Annotated in this window: 18 protein-coding genes and 1 rRNA gene; 7 read left to right on the top strand and 12 right to left on the bottom strand. The window is 42.3% G+C overall.

The window, feature by feature from the left end:
- A 16S ribosomal RNA gene (locus B1A98_RS19160) occupies window positions 1-91 on the bottom strand; the annotation flags it as partial.
- A gap of 1,367 nt (window positions 92-1,458) precedes the next feature.
- Between B1A98_RS19160 and B1A98_RS19155 the strand changes: the two genes are divergently transcribed.
- Window positions 1,459-1,914, top strand: a complete 456-nt coding sequence (locus tag B1A98_RS19155; RefSeq protein ID WP_041098886.1) for a DUF2262 domain-containing protein — start codon at window positions 1,459-1,461, stop codon at window positions 1,912-1,914.
- 227 nt (window positions 1,915-2,141) lie between these two features.
- Here the strand turns inward: B1A98_RS19155 and B1A98_RS19150 are convergent, their stop codons facing one another.
- The gene (locus B1A98_RS19150) at window positions 2,142-2,510 is read right to left on the bottom strand and encodes an HsmA family protein (protein WP_041098885.1); all 369 of its coding nucleotides are present in this window, start codon (window positions 2,508-2,510) and stop codon (window positions 2,142-2,144) included.
- A gap of 582 nt (window positions 2,511-3,092) precedes the next feature.
- The gene (locus tag B1A98_RS19145) at window positions 3,093-4,250 is read right to left on the bottom strand and encodes a hypothetical protein (RefSeq protein ID WP_041098883.1); all 1,158 of its coding nucleotides are present in this window, start codon (window positions 4,248-4,250) and stop codon (window positions 3,093-3,095) included.
- Window positions 4,251-4,965: 715 nt separating this feature from the next.
- Here B1A98_RS19145 and B1A98_RS19140 point away from each other — a divergent pair.
- Entirely contained in the window at window positions 4,966-6,762 is a 1,797-nt protein-coding gene (locus tag B1A98_RS19140) for a transcriptional regulator (protein WP_041098881.1), read from the top strand.
- A 377-nt stretch (window positions 6,763-7,139) separates the two neighbouring features.
- Here B1A98_RS19140 and B1A98_RS19135 read toward each other — a convergent pair whose 3' ends face one another.
- From B1A98_RS19135 to B1A98_RS19120, 4 genes are all read right to left on the bottom strand, one after another.
- Window positions 7,140-7,502 (bottom strand): VOC family protein, encoded by a 363-nt coding sequence (locus B1A98_RS19135; RefSeq protein WP_041098878.1) that lies wholly within the window; start codon window positions 7,500-7,502, stop codon window positions 7,140-7,142.
- 306 nt (window positions 7,503-7,808) lie between these two features.
- The gene (locus tag B1A98_RS19130; RefSeq protein WP_052475225.1) at window positions 7,809-8,222 is read right to left on the bottom strand and encodes a VOC family protein; all 414 of its coding nucleotides are present in this window, start codon (window positions 8,220-8,222) and stop codon (window positions 7,809-7,811) included.
- A gap of 323 nt (window positions 8,223-8,545) precedes the next feature.
- A complete protein-coding gene (locus tag B1A98_RS19125; protein ID WP_041098876.1) occupies window positions 8,546-8,830 on the bottom strand; it encodes a hypothetical protein in 285 nt (94 codons plus the stop codon).
- Entirely contained in the window at window positions 8,814-9,611 is a 798-nt protein-coding gene (locus tag B1A98_RS19120; RefSeq protein ID WP_041098874.1) for a ParA family protein, read from the bottom strand. The genes B1A98_RS19125 and B1A98_RS19120 overlap by 17 nt, the downstream gene beginning before the upstream one ends.
- A 1,348-nt stretch (window positions 9,612-10,959) precedes the next feature.
- Between B1A98_RS19120 and spoIIP the strand changes: the two genes are divergently transcribed.
- Window positions 10,960-12,099 (top strand): stage II sporulation protein P, encoded by a 1,140-nt coding sequence (spoIIP, locus tag B1A98_RS19115; RefSeq protein ID WP_041098872.1) that lies wholly within the window; start codon window positions 10,960-10,962, stop codon window positions 12,097-12,099.
- Between the two features lie 272 nt (window positions 12,100-12,371).
- Here the strand turns inward: spoIIP and B1A98_RS19110 are convergent, their stop codons facing one another.
- Genes B1A98_RS19110 through B1A98_RS19100 form a run of 3 tightly spaced genes read right to left on the bottom strand, consistent with a single transcriptional unit; the run spans window position 12,372 to window position 15,186 of the window.
- On the bottom strand, window positions 12,372-13,163 hold the full coding sequence (locus B1A98_RS19110; protein ID WP_041098870.1) for a putative hydro-lyase: 792 nt from the start codon (window positions 13,161-13,163) through the stop codon (window positions 12,372-12,374).
- 20 nt (window positions 13,164-13,183) lie between these two features.
- Window positions 13,184-14,410: an NRAMP family divalent metal transporter gene (locus B1A98_RS19105; protein ID WP_041098868.1), complete on the bottom strand. Its 1,227-nt coding sequence runs from the start codon at window positions 14,408-14,410 to the stop codon at window positions 13,184-13,186.
- A 14-nt stretch (window positions 14,411-14,424) separates the two neighbouring features.
- The gene (locus B1A98_RS19100) at window positions 14,425-15,186 is read right to left on the bottom strand and encodes a LamB/YcsF family protein (protein WP_041098866.1); all 762 of its coding nucleotides are present in this window, start codon (window positions 15,184-15,186) and stop codon (window positions 14,425-14,427) included.
- Between the two features lie 289 nt (window positions 15,187-15,475).
- Between B1A98_RS19100 and pxpB the strand changes: the two genes are divergently transcribed.
- Both pxpB and B1A98_RS19090 read left to right on the top strand, forming a co-directional pair.
- Window positions 15,476-16,225 carry a 5-oxoprolinase subunit PxpB gene (gene pxpB, locus B1A98_RS19095; protein WP_063385351.1) on the top strand — a complete coding sequence of 250 codons (750 nt, stop codon included), beginning with the start codon at window positions 15,476-15,478 and terminating at the stop codon, window positions 16,223-16,225.
- The gene (locus B1A98_RS19090; RefSeq protein WP_063385350.1) at window positions 16,222-17,217 is read left to right on the top strand and encodes a 5-oxoprolinase subunit C family protein; all 996 of its coding nucleotides are present in this window, start codon (window positions 16,222-16,224) and stop codon (window positions 17,215-17,217) included. Before pxpB ends, B1A98_RS19090 begins: the two co-directional genes overlap by 4 nt.
- A gap of 127 nt (window positions 17,218-17,344) precedes the next feature.
- Here the strand turns inward: B1A98_RS19090 and B1A98_RS19085 are convergent, their stop codons facing one another.
- Window positions 17,345-18,103, bottom strand: a complete 759-nt coding sequence (locus B1A98_RS19085) for an IclR family transcriptional regulator (protein ID WP_041098859.1) — start codon at window positions 18,101-18,103, stop codon at window positions 17,345-17,347.
- A 491-nt stretch (window positions 18,104-18,594) separates the two neighbouring features.
- Here B1A98_RS19085 and B1A98_RS19080 point away from each other — a divergent pair, with 491 nt between their 5' ends.
- Together B1A98_RS19080 and B1A98_RS19075 are read left to right on the top strand one after the other, a co-directional pair.
- The gene (locus B1A98_RS19080) at window positions 18,595-19,062 is read left to right on the top strand and encodes a hypothetical protein (protein WP_063385349.1); all 468 of its coding nucleotides are present in this window, start codon (window positions 18,595-18,597) and stop codon (window positions 19,060-19,062) included.
- A 37-nt stretch (window positions 19,063-19,099) separates the two neighbouring features.
- A complete protein-coding gene (locus B1A98_RS19075) occupies window positions 19,100-19,537 on the top strand; it encodes a hypothetical protein (protein WP_041098855.1) in 438 nt (145 codons plus the stop codon).
- A 476-nt stretch (window positions 19,538-20,013) separates the two neighbouring features.
- On the opposite strand, the gene B1A98_RS19065 is transcribed toward B1A98_RS19075, so the two are convergent.
- Window positions 20,014-22,305 (bottom strand): S-layer homology domain-containing protein, encoded by a 2,292-nt coding sequence (locus tag B1A98_RS19065; protein ID WP_231867577.1) that lies wholly within the window; start codon window positions 22,303-22,305, stop codon window positions 20,014-20,016.
- Window positions 22,306-22,448: the final 143 nt, after the last annotated feature.

The raw sequence follows: 22,448 nt of genomic DNA, 5'->3' as shown, positions 1-22,448 counted from the left end.
CGGAAGCAAGCTTCCGTCAAGTCCGCTCGACTTGCATGTATTAGGCACGCCGCCAGCGTTCGTCCTGAGCCAGGATCAAACTCTCCAAAAAGATGTTTGACTTGCTCATATTTTGAAAATAAGAATTAACTTACTGGCATGTTTTTGTTCAGTTTTCAAAGATCAATTCGTTGTCGTTATCAGCGACAGCTATATTATAATAGCACGCATACATTTTAAAGTCAACTGCTTTTCAAAACTTTTTTTAAAAAAGATACTAGGTTCTTTTTAAATTTTCATTTGGTATTAGCAGCAGATAAAAATATATCATAGCTTAATAGAAAAAGTCAATCCTATTTCAAACACTTTTTAACTGACAAGTCCATTTCTCATCAGCCGCTTTTCACCCAGCTGCATACTATTAAGCTGCTTCAGTTTTTAAGTTCGGAATAAGCAAATTAAACTTTCTATTATTTAAATTCTTCTCTCACCAGAATAGCTCTTTAAAATTAACTCTCTCTCTGAACAAATCATATATATAGGAAAGAACTAGTTAATTTCATCAAGAGAGAACTTGTTTGACCCACAAGAAAAAGGAAGCTTAACAGTCTTTTCTGTGGCTTCGAAATAAAGTTGAACTGGTTGTGAGAAGATGAACCGAAATTTCCTCTCTCTATAAAGAAGAGAGGTCGATTTTTTTGTGGATTAAGAACCGATTAAGTAATAATAAAGTTATTCCATTAAAGGGACAGATAGTTGAAGAAGGGATTATACAAAACTTATAGTAAAGAGTGAGTATATATAATGATGGCGGTGATGAAGATTAAAGTAGAGTATCCGTTTAAGCCTAAAACGAATCAATATTTACTCCCTGGTCAATTCTGGGTCATCGTCCCTTAGCATTGGACGAAATTGAAGAAGACTATTTTTGTTCTCAAGAATCGTTTGACGGGGTATGCTTTTGAAGGGCTTTAAAGAATTGCGGCCTATTACAAGAGAAGAATGGGGAAAATATAAGACATCTTCTACTTGGGGTTACGAGGTAATTAAAATATTAGCCGAGGATTATTTTGTCACCAAACCGACACTCCTCATTATCATTCCTCACTGATTGGAATGATGAGGAGGAGTACCTGCGTTAAGCATTTATTGGCCCCTCCTATTCGCTAGATTATTTTCCTGAATCAGCTAGCATAGTCTCCCTTTGTACAAATCAAATTTTAACAACCTTCTTTCATAAGAATAAAAGAAGAAAACAACGTTGGAAGCTTAAAATCAAACTTCTTTTTAAATACTACTAACAGAAAAAGTGATCTATTGCTTTCTCCTGGGCCATTGGTTTCTTGCGTGTATGTTTATGAACCGCCACTCACATTTGTTAAGCGATATGCCATGGCTCGCGGCCGCTGTTGCACATCTCCCTTTCTTGATAAAGAATAGACAGTAGATCAATATAAAGCAGCAGAAAGGAAGGAAATGATGAAAAACAGTGTGCACAGCAAATTAATGGGCCAGCTTATTTATAATGAATCTTATCCAGCATATGAACGGACAATTGGAAAAATAAACTGGAAGTTAGATGCGCAAGAAACGGCCGATGTCACGGTGCTAATTCAAAAGGCAGAAAAGCTTTTTGTCTGCCTTGAGGATTTTGACAAAAAAGCCAAAGCCCGTATAGCAGAAAAATTGATTGCTTATAAAAATGATTGTTGGCCTGAATATGATGAAAACGATGAGGATTTAAATTGGGAAGCCGTTGACAACGGGCTTTACGATATTACAGAGAGGGAATTTGCGGAAGCACTCACCCTGCACGACATTGTCATTAAGACTGAGAGCATTTATTGTGAGTATCTTGACGGCGATTTGTTCGGCGGACATAGAGTCCATGCTTGTTTTGATGATCATTATTCACTGCTGGAGGCTACTATATAAGAAAGGCAGGAAAGCAAACTCTTCCCCTTCTGTTTATCTCCCTTTCTCCTTTTCCAGAGGGAGAGCATGTTGAGAATTTTTAAATAATCCAACCAAACAGGTCCTGGATAAATGTCTGTTTTCTCCCTTGAACCCAGCAGATTTTCTTTAAATCTGCTCATAGAAAAGCCTATACCTGTTCTCCTTGAAGAAACAGGTATAGGCTTTTAGCCGTTCGCTTTCTATTCTTATTTAGTCATTCCAAAAATAACACCTGAAATATAAGGGATCAGCCAAATCACCCAGACGAGAATACTGAATGTATGAAACTTTACTTGCATGTGCTTGTCTTTCCGGACAATGACAATGGTTGCCCAGACAGCATGGAATAACATCAGCAAGATAGCCAATAAGCCGGTAATGCCGTGAAAACTAAATAAGAAGCTTTCCTCGGCTAATTTCCCCATAATGGTTGTTCCAGCTGTATCGCATATTAAACCTAGCCAAAAGATCGATACATGCCAAGTTTTCAGCTGTTTTTGAAATTTCTCTGCCCACACTCCAATTGTATAAAAAACAAGGGCCAACGTAATAAAAATGATTGCATACATTAACATAATTGTTCCTCCTCTTAGTTAAGAAGATCAGGTTTATCACTCTTTTCTGCTTGAGCTTATGATAAAAAAGGAATATGAACGCAAAATGAATATTGCATTACATTTTTAGCATCGTTTTTTATAAGTATAAACATCAAAGAATAGTAAATAATCAATTCTATAAAAGATAGATCAAAATAAATACTCAAAACTAATAAGGTCCTTTTCTAAATGAGCGTTCATCCCTTGTCCTGTATGGGTTCTTTCCAGAAACGAAGAAGTCTGTATTTGATAAATTCATAAGACCACAAGCTATCTATTGAATAATCCACAGCTCAGAGGCAATTGAATGATATTAAAATCTACTTAGAAGCAATCATTTGTCTTTCACAAAAATTAGTGGCAATTATTTGATACAAGTAAAAGATAACAGACAATCTATTGATATATAGAGAAAGAAAAAAGAAACGGGCTCTTAAAAAGAGCCCGTTTCTTTAAAAAAACTTAGCGCTGGTGATAAAAACAAAAAACATATGGAGACATGTTAACTTTTTTAAGCACGGAAAACAGCCTTGTTTCAATAAAATTTTAAAAAACAAGGCTTCAAATCCAATGCAAGGCAGGTACTTTTCCGGTTTGGAGATATTCAGTGTACTTGGCCTGATGAACTTTATCATATGGAATTTTCTTTAACTCTTGAGGTAGTTCTCGCCGGTAAATCGTCCGGAAATAGGCGCCGATGGACGTATGGAACGAGAATTTCCCTCTTTTGCTCATTTGCGTTTTAATATGCTGTTCAAATTGATCCAGGCAGCGGAAAAATAAGCTCTCTGCCCATGCATCACGGTATGTATAACGTCCTTCACTTTCATTTTCATCGATCAGGAATTTGACAATATCAAGCACCTCTTGTTTAAAGGATAGCATAATGTCAAAGAGATCCCTTGGTTTGTAGCGCAGCTTCAGTCCATCCAGTACATAAAGCGTATTTTCCTGGAACTTGGCTAGAAGCGGCTCGACATGAAATTCATCTGTGTTCTCTTTCACGCATTCAGATTTTAAGCGAAACAGGACTTTGCGAATCCATAGCTGACGGCCGCGCACTTGCACGCCTGTATATTCCACCTCGAACAAAGGCTGCAAAATGGCTAATACTTCCCTTACCCCTTTTGCCCGTTTTTTTAATTTGTCTTTTAACGTCGCCATTGTCCGTGATTGTTCAAGTGCGGCTACTTCGTTTTTATGATCAAGCTTGGCGATTCCGTGGCGAAATTGGTTGAACAGGGAAAACATTAATTCAAACGCCTCTGGATTAGATGTGCGCACGAATTCTGCCACAATGGTTGTGTCCAGGAGAGTATGAGGGACAATAAAGTAGTTTAATTCATGACCGGCTTTCAGTTCAGGTGTTGTATACTCTTTATAGTTCGCCAGCACCCATGCAGGCAGGCCGTTTGCCAAGACCTCCTCATAGAGAAAGCCATGCTCTTCTAAAAACTTTCGTCCAGCATGCATCGTTGAATAAGCCACGTGCAGCTTCTTGCTCCAAAAAGCCAGATTAAATTCCTGGACTTTGCCCTGGCTGTTCTTTTCGATGTGAATTTGTTTCAGAATGGACAAAAGAACGGCATAGGCACTTGCCGGAACTTGCTTATTTTTGTCTTTTTGAAAAGTCCGAAGCTCTTCTAGCAGCTGATGCGGAAAACGGAAACCGTCCATTTTCACTAATTGCCGTTTGTTTTGTTTACGGAATTTTGCCATCTTCATACCCTCCCTTCTAGCGTTTTATGTATAAGTATGTCTATTATACACGACCCCCTTTTCCAAAAAGGCGCTCTCTAAGAGAAAAGTGGCAAATTTTTAATCGCTGTTCAGCCCAGTCAGGACAAGGGCTCAGCGATTTTTTAAATTTTTTTCAAGTGCACGGGTAGGACGGAGCAAAATGGAAAGTGGCAAGGTGAAAATGGAAAGGCTGTTTAAAAAAAAACAGCTAAAACGTTGATTTAATCACTTTTTCTGAAAGTCGCCTTTTTGAAAAGGTGCACGGGTAGGACGGAGAAATTTTAAAATGGCAAAAAAAAGGTGCACGGGTAGGACGGAGGGAAAAGTAAAATGGCAAGAAAGGTGCACGGGTAGGACGATAAATGGCAAAAAAGCGGCAATTTTCGACTGAATCAGGCGCTTTTTATCCATGTTTAGTAAAATAAAAGTGGAAAAGGTGTACGGGTAGGACAGAACAGAATGGAAAATGGCAAGACAGATGCACGGGTAAGACGAAGGAAAACGGAAAGTGGAAAGGCAAAGTGCACGGGTAGGACGAGAAATGGAAAGTTTAGTGGGGAATGGCAAGCTCATGTTAGCGAACGGCCGCCGGCGCCTTTTCTATTTGACCTGTAAAGTGGCAAGTTGCCATTTTGCAGAAAGAACTGGCATAATGAAGAGACCACATAGACAGAACGACTTGGGGAGAGATAGCATGAATGAATATATTAACCCTAATAAGCTCGCACTTAGTGATGATTTTTTTAAACTGGCCGTATTAGAAGAGGTTCAGCGGTATTTTTCAAATAGCTTCATTATTGAGGAATGGCAGCAGTATGTAATGAAAGAGATCAATCAAACGTTTGATAATCAGAAAACATATAGAAGCTTTGATTATTTGTGTGAGATTGTACGCTCTCTGTTAGTAAATAAAAAAGTCACACAGGAAAATATACGCGAGGTTTTCAAGGAGCACCATAAGCATGTGCTTGAGCAGATTGGCGAGTACGTTAACGAGGACTTTCCGCTCGATGTCCACTTAAGTGTGAATGAGGCAGCTGTTCAATTAGCAAAAGAAGAACGGCATTTAGTATCTAGCATGGACTATCAGTTTCATCTCGTAAGAAACATTGTGACGCAGCCTAAAGCGTTTGTGTCGGCTGGAGAGTCGGACGATGTGTTTCAAGCGGAAATTAAAGATTCCCGTGGCAATGTCCATGGAATGGCACGCGTGAATGTAGCGGGAGGACTGGACATGCCTTTTACAGATGAAGAGCAAGAATACTGGGACAAGCTTCGCACCGCTTTTAGTGCCATGGATGAAATGACGGCTGATATCTTTGATATTATTTGCTTTTTATTTCTCTTTGCTCCGAAAGATGAAGACGGCTATTTATATTTCCATTCCAATGATGCGCTCAAGCTGAGAAGCAACCTGGTGGATCCAAACAGCAGCTTGGAGGTACGGGAGCGAGATCGCTTTAACATTATGTCCCGAGTGAAGGCTTTGTCAAATATCTGGATTTCCTTGAAAGAAGGAGAAGTCATTGAGGTCGATGAAAGTGATTTGAAGGAAAGTAAAAAGTATAAGTACCGGGATTTCCAGAAAATGTTTGAAGTAGGAAAAGTTCGGGCGGCCTATGATGAAAACGATAAGTTTTTAGGCATTTATGCTTGTCAAATTAAACCGACCTCTTTGTTGACGTCCTTCTTAAATGAGAATAAGCGCTTAGGCATTATTGATTTGAGCGCGCTTGAGTTCCATCCTGTCCGGCAGCGTCCGGAGAAGCGTTTATCGCGTTATCTTGCGACGCAATGGTTTATCCGCCTATCCAAAAATAACTTATACCAGCCATTTACGGTTAAAACGCTCGTACGTGAAATTGATTTTCCGGTCAGAATGAGAGGATTGGATATGTATGACCGTTTTGTCAAAGCTTTAGACGAGTTAAAGGCGAAGGGAATTGTGAAGGATTGGTATTTCACAGAGCCGGTGGATTTCAGCTTGTTTGGCAAAACGGGCTGGCTGTCCTATTTTCACGGACTGAAAGTGGCTATTATTCCTTCAGCGGAAATGCTGGAAAAAAACAAAAGAAAGCTATCTATATTACAGGATCAGCATCAGGTGGATTCTTTAGCAATCAACCAAATGATTGAATCACTTACCCAGCCGGTGGTTATTCAGGAAATGGGACAGCGACGAGGAAGACCGGCATCATTTGAACCTGTGGTCAAAAAAGCTGCCGTGGGGAGAGAAACTGCCCCTGCTCCGTCCCAGCCGGTGATTGTGAAAGAAGAGCCCGCCCCGGAAATTACAGAAGATTCCTTAACGGCTGAGATGGTGATCGCAGAAAGAGAACGGCGCGGGCTGTCTCTTGCAAAAGCGGCCAAGGAAATTGGCATCGGCTATAACACGTTAAAGCGCTTTGAAAATAAAGAAACCAAAAGAAGAAATAAAAAGAACGATTTAAAAATTGTCCAATGGCTAAAAAAATCGCAATTGGAAGAGTAATCCTTTATAAAGAGAAGCCAAGTCTTAGACTAGACTTGGCTTTTCTTTTCTTTATACAGTCCTCCGGTAGTTCATAAGGGCTTCTCAGTCGTTCATGCAAGAAGCTGAAGAAGGCGACTCCCCGCAGCGGAATGGCTGCTATTTTTAACAGAGTTACCCGAAAAATATTTATTTGTTTCTTCATATCTAGAAAAGAAGAATGGAAAGAAGGAAGAAACGAAGAAAAAAAATATAGGAAGATTGGTTCTTAAATAGCATTAAATCCATTTGATCCTCATCTTCCTTTCCCAAATCAAATAAACTAGATGACAGCAGAAAGCGCGCTGTTAAAAACAGCTCGTAAAATGGGTGATTATGTGTGAGACAGAAAACGTTGTTTATACTTCTTTGATCATTTCAACACGATTGCCAAAAGGATCCCTGAATTCAAAACGTTCAAAGTGAGGAATCGGGACAGAGCTAAGTATAGGGATGTTATTCTTTTCTAATACTTCCTTCCAGTAGAAAAGGTCCGTCACTTGATAAGCTAAATGAGCTTTTGTAATGTGGCGGTCTACTCCTTCCTCTGTTCCAATGTGAACTTGTTTGTCACCGACTTGCAGCCAAAAGCCCCCGCGTTTTTTTAAAGCGTCTGGCTTCGTTATCTCCTCTAATCCTAACACTGTACAATAAAAATGCCGCGCTTCTTTTTCCGCTCCCTTTGGAATGGTGATTTGTGCGTGATGTAATCCAACAATCATATCGAGCCCTCCTCCTCTATCCTTCTTACCTATAATAGCGTCATTATGAAAATTTTTCCACAGGATAAGAGGAGTATGTATGTGCATATGCCAAGAAGAACTTTTATAGAAATATACAAATAAACTTTTAAAGAAACGAAGAAACGTTTATTCTAAAACGATTGATTCACTGATTAGAGCTTCGTTGTAAGGAACCAAGCTGAAATACAAATAAACGTTCTCAAGAGTTTCAAGAATGAAAACTGACAAGCAATGCTCCCGCGAATTCGCTGCGGGAGCGATGCTTTTGCTAACTTTACAGAGTTCTTAGATTCCAGAGGTATTCATCAAAACGATACGCCAGCCATCTGGATCTTCCACAGTTACCCCTCTTTCCAGCCAATAAGGATTCTCCGGCTCCACTGCCGGATAGCCCATATGCTCCAAACGTTTTGCCATACGCTGAATCCCTTCAATATTTGGCATATACAGTACAAGCAGATTATCCTTTGTAGGGGCCGGGCACGGGCTGCCGTCAACATGTTCCGTAAACTCCAAATGATAGGCAGCATTCGGCAGTCCCAGCATAAGTCCCGAATAGCCTTGATGACCAGTAAAGGAGCCAATTTTATTCAGCCCGACTCCTTCGCAATAAAATCGTTCAATTTCCTTTAACTGATGAGTGGGGCGCGCTATTCTTACTTGTGCCACCTCTAGCTCATTTGGCCATTGTTCGTGTATCAATTCTCTTCTCTCCCCTCCCCTTCCTTGTGACATTCAATAATAAGTATAAAGGAAGGAGTCTTTGTTTGCTGCTCTATGCAAGTACAAACGAATCTCTATCTTTTCCGAAGGGATAAGCAAATGCACAGCTAGAGCAAAAGATATTTATACGAATAAACGTTTATAGGAAGAAAAGAAGAAATAATTCTTCTGAATAGAGCAGAGTGAAATCATGTCATTCATTTCTAAAGAAAAAGATAGTGATATCCTAACTAATGGAGCGCCGCCAGCTTTTTCGATCAAGCAGCACTGCTAATTTGGATCACTATCTTTTGAGTTATTTAATTTTTTGCTTCTTTTAAATATTTTTCTAAGGCTTCTTCAATGAGAATATAGATGTTTTTTTCCTGAATGAGTGACTGCATTTTCAGCTCTTTATGTAAATCCGTTCGTAAATCAAAAGATACACGCTTTCTCTCCACTTTCTTTTCTTCCTTTCTTGGTTGGTTTATTTCTTCTTTTAAAGGAATGTTGTTATCTTCTTCAATGGTTTCAGCTAATGCCTGTGTAGGCGTAATGGTTTTCTGCAGGCGTTTTCTGTTTTTAATGTCATTCACCTTTGACACGTTGGATCAGCTCCTTGTAGAAATTTCGATATTGCTCCAGTGCTTGTTTCAGTTCTGTATTTTCATTGAATCCATATAAAGAAAGTCTTCCAATAGGAGCTTTGCGTGTAATGATCGTCTCAAATACCTCATCAGGATAATCTTCTGCAATCAGCTCATTAAAAGCTTTTGCATCACTGCGTCTTACATCATTCATAGTCCGCAAAATTCCTAATACTTGAGTGCCGCGGTTTCCTAATTCATTGGCGCTGGTGACAGAGTCCATAAAGTTTGGGATAGCGGAGTAGCTCCAGTTTGAACATTCGAACATCACGACGACGTATTCGCTGGCGCAAAGTGCATTGGTTGTTTGTTCAGAAAGTGACGGCGGCGTATCAATCACGATAAAATCATACTGGTCACGCACTTGTTCTAATGCTTGATCAAGAACGAGGATTGGTTTTTCACCTGCAGGAATGGTTTCTCCTTGATAGGTGCGGCCTGTATAGATCCACCGGGGCATGGTTGCCAGGAAGTTATTAGCAGGCAATAAATCCAGATGATCATTGACCGGAACGATATAGCTCTTGATATCGCGCTGCTGCATCGCTTCTAGGACGGATTTTCCCATAAACTCATTGGCAGGCTGCCCGCTTAGAAGTTCGGTTAAATTCCCTTGACTATCCATATCTACGGCGAGGACACGATAGCCATCTTCCTGCATCAGGTGAGAGAGGATGCCTGTTGTCGTTGACTTTCCGCAGCCCCCTTTTTGGATTCCCATTGTAATTGTAATAGCCAATGTTCATACCTTCCTTTCTTCCAATATTGTTTTCTTCTTTTATTCATTCTACACTGAATCCTGTATCCCTTCCACTTTTTCATTTCTTTTCCTAGATTAAGAGGATCGATAAAAGAGCTTCTATACGTATCATACTTTGAGAGGCTCTTTGTTGCAAAGCACGAATGCAGAAAAGCTGTCTCATTTGTTTATAAGACAGCTAAAAAAACTATTCTTCTTTTCTTCTTTTTAATAAACGTTGTTTGGATGTTTGATTGGTTTTTATGTTAGAGAATATCCTCTTAAGTCGTTTGTTTGCGCTATTGATGAAGTGCAAGCAGCTAGTTTGCTTCTAAAAACAGAATCGTTGTATAGGCAGTAATTACAATTGGAGAGTAAGGGCCAGCGAAATGGGCTTTGGCAACCCGAACATAAGGCCCCAGGCCAGTGCTGTATAAGATCCACTTTACATTTACAACGTTGTTTTCTTCTTTTCTTTCTTTATATCTTTTTATTTGATGTATTCTCCTGGGGTCTGGCTAATGAAAGAAGGAACAGCTGATTTTAATAGAGTCCTTCTTGTGCGCACGCTTCTTCCTTATGTACGTACGGCCTTGATGCTGAAAGAATAACTGAAAGCCCTCTTTTAACCAGAACAAGCCCGATGTTAATTTTATTGCGTTGTTTTCTTCTTTTGAATAAACGTTTATACTTTCTTTCCCTTAAATAAAGAAAGATTCTAATTTGCTAAATGATTCTAGACGTCTTTCTCCAGGCTAGTGCATGAGAGTCTATTTTTTTTCTTGCATGTTTCCTGTCGTGGATGTGGTCCGAGATGTCAGAGAGGAGGTGCCGGCCAATCCGTTCACTTTAAAAGCTGGTGGGCCTCTCAGAAAAAATAAAGCAAGAGGCTTTGTTTTCGTGAAGGTGAATGCTCTAGATTAAAACAAGAAATATTTATACCTTCTTTCCTTCCAACGTTGTTTTCTTCTTAAATACTTTTTGTCTGTCCTTTCTTCACTGAAAGCAGAGATTGGCCAGGAGCTTTCAGAAGGGAGAAGCAAAGGCACGATTAGGCAAACGTGACAGGTCTCATCCTTCACATGTTCACCAAAGAGTTTTTTATTACTCACGTATAGGAGAAGCTAATCATCCTCCTGTCTTCTCAAAAATAAGTAATAAATTGATTCTTTGTTTCGTTGTTTTCTTCTTTTCAATAAACGTTGATAAGTTCTTTTCAATAAATAAAGAAAAGAATACTTTTTTAGTACAAGGCAAAGAAGAAGCTGTTTCTATTCACGTTTTTGTCATCAGCCCTTGAAGTGGATGCATAACTTTTTAGTAAAGGCAGAAACGAAGAGGGTGACCAATGACGAATAGAGATGATAATGCTTCGAACTTTTCTTTGCTAGTGGTCAGTCTGTTATTTCTTATATGCGCTTTCATTCTTGCCGCAAGTATTTTTTCGAGGGAAAGACAAGCTGTGTATGAGTATTTGCAGAAAAATGTAGAGACAGTTTCTCCGCCTATTTTGATGACGATGCTTGCAGCCGAGCTTCCTGCTTTTTCTTCTAATCATGTCAAAAAGAATCCATCCTCTATTATTTCGCTAGGGTTTGAGTTAGCGACGAATATCAACATAGGAGATGTTCGCAGTTTAGTGGGAAATGAGTTGCCAGGGTTTGAAATCTATAAAGATGAAATCCTCGTTACCGGGAAAGGAACTAATTTTGCTACTCTTCCTATTGAGTCGGCTCCTCCCTTAGAGGATACGCTTAACACAACGGATACAGCCAAAGATCCGCCAACAGAGCCTGACCCAGATAGGGGGAAAGTGAATCCGCCCAAGCGGAAGAGTTTTTATATTTACCACACCCATAGCTGGGAGTCTTATTTGCCATTGCTGGGTCTGGAAGGAAACCCGGATGCTGATAAAGCTGTTGATTCTAAAATGAATGTTACGGCAGTCGGCGAAATGCTCGGGAAGGAACTTGAAAATCTGGGATTGGGCGTAACGGTAGATAAAACGAATATGGGGGAAGAGCTGAAAAGGAAAGGATGGAAAACAACCAGATCATATAAAGTGTCCCGGACATTCGTTCAAGCAGCCATGGCCGAAAACGGGGATTTACAATATTTTATTGACCTGCATCGAGATTCTTTAAGAAAGAAGAATACCACCGTTTCTATTAATAATAAAAGCTATGCCAAAGTCGTATTTGTTGTCGGCAAAAACAATCCTAACTTCAATGAGAACCTTAGCCTAGCAAAAGCCATCCATAACATTCTGCAGCAGCAGTACCCTCATTTAAGCAGGGGGATTATTGGCAAAAGCGGAAAAGGCGTGGATGGAGTCTATAATCAAGATTTATCCCAGCGCTCGATTCTCATTGAGATAGGGGGCGTTGATAACAACATGGATGAATTGCGCAATACGACTAAGGCGTTAGCCTATGCTATAAATGAATATTACCGGAAGGCCAAGAGAGTAGGGGGAGAAGGTGAGTGAAAGAGTGTTCATCCTTCACCTCCTGTTTTCAACTTTAATAAAGGAACGTTTATTTCTTCTTTTATTTTAATGTTGTTTCCTTCCTTCTTTCTTTCTTTCATACATAGCTTCTACACATAAGATTTAAAAAATGAGGGGCTACATAAAACCAAGCAGAACCGTTTTATCCAATAAAAAGAACCGTTCTCTCCTGTAGCAATAAAGAAAGGAGAACGGTTCTTTTTGATGAAAGCAGACTTTTCCTTCGCTCATGTTTTTAAACGGCGCCGCCTTTACAGCACACTAAGATCTTCATCTCGTATATCGCTAATAAACATATGACCGGGAGCGTGGGTAATCATGAGCGGCGGCTTGCTTTGCAAAGCCACTGCCTGAGGCGTTACGCCGCAAGCCCAGAAAACGGGAACTTCTCCTTCGCGAATGGTGACGGCCTCGCCAAAATCCGGCTCGGAAAGATCGGTGATGCCAATCTGGCCCGGCTCGCCAATCTGGATAGGCGCACCGTGCACGGCAGGGAAGCGGGTGGTAATTTGAGTGGCGCGGATTGCCTCCTTAGGCAGCATAGGCCGCATGCTGACAACCATAGGACCGTCAAATATGCCTGCTTTTTCACATGAAACATTTGTTTTATACATCGGAACGTTTTTATGTTCCTCAATATGCCGAACCGGAAGGCCATTGGCTAGTAGCGCCGTTTCGAATGTAAAGCTGCAGCCCAGCAAGAAGGCGACCATATCGTTTTCCCAGTATTCTGTTATATCGGTCGTTTCCTCCGTGAAGATGCCCTCTTTATAGATGCGGTATTTAGGAAGATCTTTGCGAATATCTGCCTTCTCAGCGATTTTTTTGGGATGAAAGCAACCAGGATCGGTTACATCGAGCAAAGGGCAGGGCTTAGGATTCCGTTGGCAAAACAGCAGGAAATCAAAAGCGCAGTCTTTTTTTAAAACGACCAAATTAGCTTGGGCAAATCCATTGGCCATGCCCGCAGTCGGTCCAGTGATCTCTTGTTTCCGAATAAGCTCCCTAATCTGGCTGGCAGACATCTGGTCAGCATGTATCATTTCTAAACCTCCCATGAAGATTATTTAAATAGCAATGGCAGCTGTTCAAATAGTGTCATTATTCCCAAGCATCCCATAATCATAACGACGAATGCGCCCGTGATGGTCAGCCATAATGGATGTTTATAGTCTCCGACAATATTTTTCTTGTAAGCGGCGATCAGCAACGTTCCTAATGAGAGCGGCAGAATGAGCGCATTAAGGGCACCGACTAGCAGTAGGACTTTCACAGGGCGTCCGACTAACGCAAACGTTGCCGTAGAGACCAGGATAAACAGGATAATGACCCAATTGTGGTATTTTTCCAGTGCCGGGCTGAACGAACGAATAAATGAGACAGAAGTATAGGCTGCTCCTACAACAGAGGTAACGGCAGCGGCCCACATAATGACACCAAATATTTTATAGCCGATGTCGCCGACAGCCAGTTGGAAAACAGAAGCTGGCGGGTTGTCTGGATCAATTGCCAGCCCTTGCGAAACGACGCCGAGTACAGCCAAGAATAAAGCAATCCGCATAATTCCTGTCGCTGTAATTCCCATAATCGAGCTTTTCGTTACTTCCGGCAAAGAATCAATCCCCTTAATTCCTGCGTCTAACAAACGATGCCCGCCGGCAAAGGTGATATATCCTCCAACTGTTCCGCCAACAAGCGTGACAATGGCTAGTATACTGATTTTTTCCGGTTTTACCGTATTGGCGAGCGCTTCCCCGACAGGAGGGGAGGTAGAGAGCGCTACATACATCATCAGCAGGATCATGACAAAGCCAGCTGCCTGGGCAATCCGGTCCATCGCTTTTCCGGCTTCTTTTACGATAAAAATGAAGATGGCGAACGCCGCGCTAATTATCGCTCCGGTAATGGGTTGAATGCCAAGCATGGCATTGAGCCCGAGACCCGCCCCGGCAATATTGCCAATGTTAAAGGCAAGCCCTCCCATCACAATTAAGACGGCCAAAAATACGCCTAATCCCGGCAATACCTTGTTAGCAATCTCTTGTCCGCGCAAGCCTGAAACAGCAATAATCCGCCAAACATTCATTTGGGCAAAAACATCTAAAATTAAAGAAATTAAAATAACGAAGGCAAAGCTTGCGGCCAGCTGCTGGGTAAAGACGGTTGTTTGAGTGAGAAAGCCCGGACCGATGGAGGAAGTAGCCATTAAAAAAGCGGCGCCGAGCAAAACACTCCTATTGCTGGTTTTTTTCTTTGTTTTTACAACGGTTTCTCTTTTCAGTTCTGCCATATAGATGCCCCTATCTAGTTAATAATTGAAAGAACAGAAATGCAGTGTTTTTCCAGAGTGTCCTTGATGTATTTGGCAAAAGCGAGTGCATGCTCTCCATCGCCATGGATGCAAACGGTATCTGCTTTTAAGGGAACAGCAATATTTTGCTGAGAGATGACTGTTCCCTCTGTTACCATTTTCACTACTTGTGACACAGACTGTTCCTGATCTGTAATCAAGGCGCCAGGCTCTGAGCGGGACGTCAGCTTTCCGTCTGATTGATACGTACGGTCGGCAAACACTTCATGTGCGGTTGGCAAACCAATTTTTTCTCCCGCTTTTGTCAATTCACTTCCCGCCAGGCCAAATAAAACAAGTGACGGGGAAATATCGTATACAGCTTGAGCAATCGCCTCGGCCAATGAAGCGTCCCTGGCCGCCATATTATATAAAGCGCCATGGGGTTTTACGTGCTGCATCGTTTCATTATGTACAGATAAAAAGCCTTGAAGAGCGCCGACCTGATAAACGACCATATCATAAGCTTCTTGTGCTGTAATTTTCATTTCCCGCCGCCCGAAACCGTTCAGATCCGGCAGGCCTGGGTGCGCGCCAACTTTCACTCCGTTGTCGATAGCTAGCCGAACAGTTTCTCTCATCACGCCAGGGTCACCCGCATGAAATCCGCAAGCAATATTGGCAGAGGTCACATACCTCAAGATTTCCTTCTGTTCTCTCAGCCTGTAGCGGCCATAACTTTCTCCAATGTCGCAATTCAAATCTACTTGAAACATCATTTTCCTCCCTGCAGACTTTTTTTCAGAGCGCTGCCTAAAACGAAAGCGTTTACAGTAAAAATAACTAAAGTTCCGTAATTAGGAACTTTAGTTTTGAAATGTAAAGTCATTGTAGCATAAAACAAAATGTCTGAATAGACTTTCTTGTCGGATTAATAGAAAATACAGAACTGACGTAATATTGGCTTTTTTGCGCTTGTTTTTTCTTTTTGTCCTCTTTATAATTTAAAATAATCCATTTTTAAAAACATTTGTACCGAATAATGAAACTAATAGGGGTGTTAATATGAGTCATTCTTTTACAGAGATCGACATAAAACCTTTAGGTGACTCTGCATTGATCGTCCAGCTGGGTGAAGGCATAACCCCTTCTATTCATCAAAAAGTGAGAGCGCTCTCAACAATATTAGAAGCTCAGCCATTCAAGGGATTTATTGAATCCGTGCCGGCTTTTCATAACATTACTGTTTATTATGATCCCGTAGCCGTTCAGCAGAATCAATCCAAATACGGGGAGAGGACTGATCGACTGCTGACGTCTTTTGAAGCTGTTTGCCAAGAAATCAATAAGCTGCTTGAACAAGTAGATGAGAGGGAAGAGGCGGAAGCAAGGCTAATTGAAATTCCCGTTTTATATGGAGGCGAGTACGGGCCTGATTTAGAGGCGGTAGCCGCGTTCCATCATGTATCGGCAGAAGAAGTTATTCAAATACATACGCAAAATGAGTGTTTAGTCTATATGATCGGCTTTGCTCCCGGTTTTCCGTTTATGGGCGGGATGGATGAAAGAATTGCTACGCCGCGCAGGGAAAATCCCCGATTGGCTATCGCACCCGGCTCTGTCGGAATTGCCGGCAAGCAAACAGGTGTTTATCCGCTTGAGACGCCAGGAGGATGGCAGATCATTGGCCGCACGCCTCTGGAGCTGTTTCGTCCGGATTCGTTTCCGCCAACGCTGCTGCAGGCTGGAGACCGAGTGAGGTTTGTCAGCATGTCTTCTGAAGAATACAAGGCTTATAAGGAGCGAAAGCGATGACGATCAGGGTGCTGAATGGAGGCCTGTTGACAACTGTACAGGATTTAGGAAGATATGGCGCGCAAAAATACGGCGTCATTGCAAGCGGAGCGATGGACGCTTATTCGTTGCGCGTAGCCAATTTGCTAGTCGGAAACCAGGAAAATGAAGGGGCGCTCGAAATCACCTTATGGGGCACGTCCTTATCCTTTGAAAGAGACTGCATGATTGCGATTACCGGCGGGGATTTGCTGGCTGTGCTCGATGGGGAAGAAGCTCCAACATGGAGACCCCTCTTGGTAAGAAAGGGCTCGGTGCTGCAATTTAAATCTCCTGTAAAAGGCTGCCGGGCATATGTAGCTATTGCCGGCGGGATTGCGGTTCCAGAGGTAATGGGCAGCAAGAGCACCTATCTCCGTGCGGGCATTGGCGGGTTTCGAGGCCGGGCATTGCAAAAAAATGATGTGCTTATGTGCGGGAAGAGCAATCAATCAAACCTGTCTCTATGGAATGCCTTAAGCAAAAGCGATGACGATGTGCCGTGGGCTGTCAATTATGAGGCTCTTGTTAGTTTAAAGCAGGAGCAACTTATTCGGGTCATTCGGGGAACTGAGTTTGACCGGTTTGATAAAAAGAGTCAAACGGCATTTTTTAGCCAGCCTTATCATGTGACTACTCAAGCCGATCGAATGGGTTACCGGATGGAAGGAGCTGCTCTTTCTTTAGCTGCACCCGATGAACTATTATCTGAAGGGGTGACGAAAGGGACCGTTCAAGTGCCGCCGAATGGGCAACCGATTATCTTAATGGCGGACCGCCAAACAACAGGCGGTTATCCGAAAATCGGACAAATTATTTCTGCCGATTTGTCAACTATGGCTCAGCTGCAGCCTAGAGCAAAGGTACATTTTCAAGAGATTTCGTTAGAAGCGGCGGAAAGGGAATTATTAAGGAAAGAACAGGTCATTCATGAAATTAAAATGGGCATTCGTTTTAAAGAGCTTTACTCATAAGGAGAAAGGTTATTGGAAAATGACACGGCCGATTTTTCAGGTATACACCATGTAGAGTTGAACAGCGAAACCTATATAAATGAAAAACCATCCTCTGTCCCTGGAAAGCAGAAACAAAGGATGGTTTTTAAGCGTGCCGGTAGCCTAAGCGCTCTGAAATTTGTCTGGCCGCCTCCTTCACCTTTTCGGCGAAAAGGGGCACCTGTTCCGCTTGATAATGCGCTTCAATCCCCGCCATGCTGATTCCGGCTACGACCTCTCCTTTATGGTTGAAAATAGGAGCGGCAATCGCAGAAGTATGGTTCTCTAATTCAGAGTGGCTGATGGCATATCCGTCTTTTTTCGTTTGCTGAATAGTTTCGCAAAGCCGCTCTTTATCGGTAATCGTCCCCGCAGCAAAAGGCTTTAGCTCCACTTCATCCACATAGCGCTCAATTTCTTCCTGAGGCAAAAAGGACAAAATTACCCGGGAGCAGGCTCCGGCATATAACGGGCTTCTTCTGCCGATGGCTGTGTACAGGCGAACCTTTTGATGGGTATCAATCTTCTCAATATAGATGGCTTCATCCTCTTGTCTAATAATCAAATTAATCGCTTCATCTACTTCATCATGCAATTTTTGCATCACTGGCAGGGCTATGCGCCGAATATCCAGCCGCGAAGAAACAAGATGGCCAAAGCTAAGAAACATTAAGCCTAACCGGTATTTTGCATCAGTCCCTTTTTCCAGCAGTCCCATTTCCTCCAACGACATCAGCATCCGGTAAACGGTCGTTTTCGGAATGCCGGATAAATCAATGATCTCTTGGAAGGTCAATTCCGCGTGATTGATAAAGAGGTTTAAAATGTCCATCGACCGGACAACGGTTTTGTTTTTACTGTACATGACTTCTCTCCTTTATATAGAGGCCCTCATCCCAACTGTTCATCCTGGAAGACGGAGCCGCTATCCAACCAGCGAGTGGCATGGAAAGCAAAGAAGGGGCATTCACATCGTTTAATAGTATCATAGCAAATTTTTGAAAAGGAAGGAATCCGCTTGTTAGTTGTTCTTTACTTAGCAGGAGCCGCATAGCAAGAACAGTCCATAGAGAAGAAGAGCGGCGATCTTTTTCTTTTAAGTGTAAGGAAAGGGATAAAGGAAAATCGCTTTTGCTAGCTGCACGAGCTGTTTCGTAGACTTAGGGAACATAGATAAAGCCGCTGAATAAAACCGCTATTCTTACCAAATAGCATTCTATGTTTTTATTAGATAGGCATTCCTTTTGTCCAACCCTCCTTGATGCGGAAACATATTATATATTACGAGACAAGTTTGCATAAACCGGGGGTGTTGCCGGAAAAAGGCTTGTCTCAGTAAACAGAGGAGGTGATAACATGTCTACGAGAAAAAACAGAAGCAACGGCGATGATTGCCATGATTGCTGCCAAGCTAATCATGGCTCCTGCGGCTGCTGCCCATCCGAGCCAACTCCTGCATTAGTCGGCAAAACCATCTCAGGTTCTATAAGAGCAAATGGCCAAATCTCTCAAAAAATAGAGGGAGACTTTACCGTTACTAAAAGTGCGGAGGCTCCCGGAGTCTACACCGTCCGCTATAATCCCCCCTTCGCTGCACTTATTCCAGGATTGCCAGCCCCTGTAATGACACAAGCATTTCTTCCATTAGTATGCAACAGCAGCGACTTCATTTTTGGAGGCAACGCTAATGTATTCGCTTATGTACTCAATTATAGCCCGGATGGGTTTAAGTATGTTACTTTCCAAATCATTGATGACCAAGTCATCCAAAAGGACCTTGATGTTCAATTTGCGGCGTTTGGCCTGGTTCCAACTTCCGTTTAATGCTGCAGGCTTATTTCAATAAAAAGGAGGTGGTAACATGCCACTAAGGAAAAGCCGATCCAGCCATAACCATCCCAATGGCTGCCAATGTGATTGCTGTCAAGCTGTTTCTCTGCCGCAACCGGCCATTGTCGCTGGTTTTATTCCGGCGAACGGGCAAAATCCGCAAAAAAAAGAGGGAGATTTCACCGTTACTAAAAACGCTCAAAAACCAGGCGTATATACCGTTCGCTATAACCCTCCTTTCGTATCTCTTCCTCCCGGAGCTGCCAATCCGGTGATGATCCAGGCATTTCGGCCATTAGAATTTGCTCGTTGCTCCTGCGGCGGTTTTGGAAGCAACACGGACGACACCTTCGCTTTTGTTGTAGCTTTTAATGTACAAGGGTTTAAATACATTACGTTTGAATTTGTAAATGACCGTGTCATCCAAAAGGATCTGGACGTTGATTTCACCGCGATGGGAATGCGATAAGTGAACTGAAAAGAGAATGGAAATAAAAGGATTCCACTCTAAGCGCTAGACAAGAAGACCAGCTCTCCAAGGCATGAATTCGGTGTTGACCGGACTCATGCCTTTTAACTAGACGTTTTCCCTTTATGAAGCGAGGTCCCCTTTTTATGTATAATGAAATGATTATGACATTCTCGGAGGAGAGATAATTTGACGAGAAAACCATTTTCCTCCCCATTCATTATGAAGATATCATTTCAAACAGGGAGGAAGCTTTTCAAGACACGAACGACTCTTCATATCGTTACTTACAATCAAACGTTCACTGGTTCATGAACAAACAACAATGAAAGGTTGGCAAGAACAACCAGTGATCGAAAAGTATCTCTTCGTAAAAAAAGCAAAACATCCGCCAGAAAGCTTATTCTTTCTGGCGGATGTTTGTAAATAACATTTGAGGCAGGAGAGAACAGACACTGTTTCAACGAGTCTGTTTTTTATTCTGCGAGCAGATCAAGGTCGTCTTTCGGACGTTTTTCTACGTCTGCTTTTCTTGTCGATGCTTTGTACTTATCGTTAATCAGTCCTCCGAATCCTTGTTCACGCAGAAGCTGAACGGCAAAGGAAGGGATCGGGACATTGTTAGCGACCATGTACTTTGTTTTTGTGCGAATTAATTCATCAAAAATCGCGCTGCGCGGGATGCCGGTTTCCGCAAATACGTTTTGGCTTAACAGCAAGTCCATTAAAGTTAAATGAGGATAGTCTGAACCCGCAAAGGTCAGGTTCGGATTGACCTGGTACCAAAGGTCGCCGTTTGAGCGAATCCACTTTGGATGCAAGTGTTCAATGCCGGCTTTTATTTCGCGCGCGGTCTTTAAATAAGCATCATTTTTTGTCTGCTTATACGTTTCCAATAAAAACCTCATTTCCCCAAGTGCATGATTCAGGGAGGCATGTGTTTTCGTTTGCCCGTTTCCTAATCCGTAGTAATCGGAAATTAAGTAGCTGGAGGCTGTTACCGGAATGGTATTCCCTAATTTCTTTTGCTGAACGAGATAATCCGCATAACGGAAGTTGGCTCCTGCAAGCTCTTGAATAGACAAAGACTCCGATGTGTTTTTCAAGAAGAGCGCTGCATTTTCATTCAATCTCGTGTCAAAATAAGGAGCGGTCGTGCCGTATGCTTTTTTCAGCCAGGTACTAGTGTATTCCGTCGGAAAAATAGGGCTTTTCCTAGCAGTGAGAGCACCGCCTGAAAAAACATCCAGGTCTGCGATTGCATTCACTACAAGATCGTAAAAATAGCGCTCTTTATTTCCATTATAAGCAGTTAAATAGACGCCGCCCTGCATTCTGCCGATGTTGCGCCCATACCCCATTTGGTAGGACGGTTCAATCGACCATGGAAGCTTTGTATAGGCTCCGTCGGCTGTCAGCCAATTATTTATGGTTGTATATTGCTCAATGGTCCGCTTAAACCAGTTATCCCGGTTCGTGTTGTCAGCAAAGAGGCGCTTGTCGGACAGCAGCACCCAATTTTCTGAGATGGCTTTCCCTCTAATGGACATATTGACATGGGCAGTAACCAGATTTCGTGCCGTATCTGTATACACCTTGTAGCTCTCAAGTTCATTGACTAATTCACGAAGAACAGATTTGTCTCCATTGGCATACTTCATTTGGCGATGAAGTGATACATAATTTTTGCTGATCATCATCTCATTGGTCACCGCTTGGCCTTTTTTAGCGGATAGAATGCCGGTTGGATGAGAAGTTTTATCCACGCCGAAGGTGCCGTCATGTGTTTGATTGACTTCACCGAATGAACTGTACTTGGCCAATGTATAATTATCTGACTGATGAAATGGAACGATCACGGAAGCCGAATACGTGTTATCGCCGTTATGAATGAATTTTGTAAAGACGAATACATCACCGTTATCCAGCTTTCTCAATGTAACACGCAGTGAACCGAGCGGCTTGGACGCGTTGCCCATATGGTAATAGAAATGCTCATCGGCAGAACGGATATGTACATCTTTCGTGCGCTTGTTATAAGTCAACGGCACCCCTCGGGTATTCATTCGCACTTTAATATACTGATAGTCATTGACTGGAACGACCACTTCTGAAGAATCCGCTGGCTTAGGAGGGGTAATCGGTTCCTTGTCAGAAGAAAATAAATGAAGCGTGTCCATGAAACGGTAGACAAACCGGATTGATTCGCCGCGTGTAGCGGTTTTTTGCGGGAAGAAATAGTTATCCTCCGTGCCTTTAATTAATCCGTAATAGGTCATGCGCTGCACAGATTCATAGGCATAGCGGCCAATCTGTGCCTGGTCTTTGTACGTTAACGTCGCTTTCTTTGTGTAATCGCCTTTTAATTGCATGGCCCGATCCAGCATCACAGCGACATCTGAGCGTGTGACGGATTGATTCGCCAGCGCATACCCATCCAGTGTCCCAACAAGCAGCCCTGCTTTTTTAGCAGCAGAGATTTCTGGATATAAGCTGTGATTGGTGCCAACATCTTTAAATCCGGAATCTCCCGGCGGAAGGTCTAATGCCCTCACTAGAAAGGCAATAAATTGGCCTCTTGTTACTTGAGCATCGAGCTGAAGCGATCCATCATCATAGCCTTTTAACACGCCAGCATCAGTAAGCGCTTTCACTTGCTCAGCGATGCTTGGGCTGCTGGCAGCGTTAGCAGTTTGAAAAGCGGATGGAATGGTCAGTATGAGAAATAGGATGATTATGCCCAGACTTGTTGCTAGTTTTCTCATCATTACTCCTTTCTACCTAATTATTAAAAATATACAAATGAAGTATAACATCTGACTTTCCGCATGTCAAAAAAATACAATTTTGATTTTTTGTTTTTTGAAAAACAGGTATCAAAGACAAGCGATTTTTATGTGATTTTTTCCAA

It is taken from the genome of Pseudobacillus badius (assembly GCF_002189605.1).
GTDB classification, from domain to species: Bacteria; Bacillota; Bacilli; order Bacillales; family Domibacillaceae; genus Pseudobacillus; species Pseudobacillus badius.
Note: the sequence above shows the minus strand (reverse complement) of the source record. Positions and strands in the feature narration are given on the sequence as shown.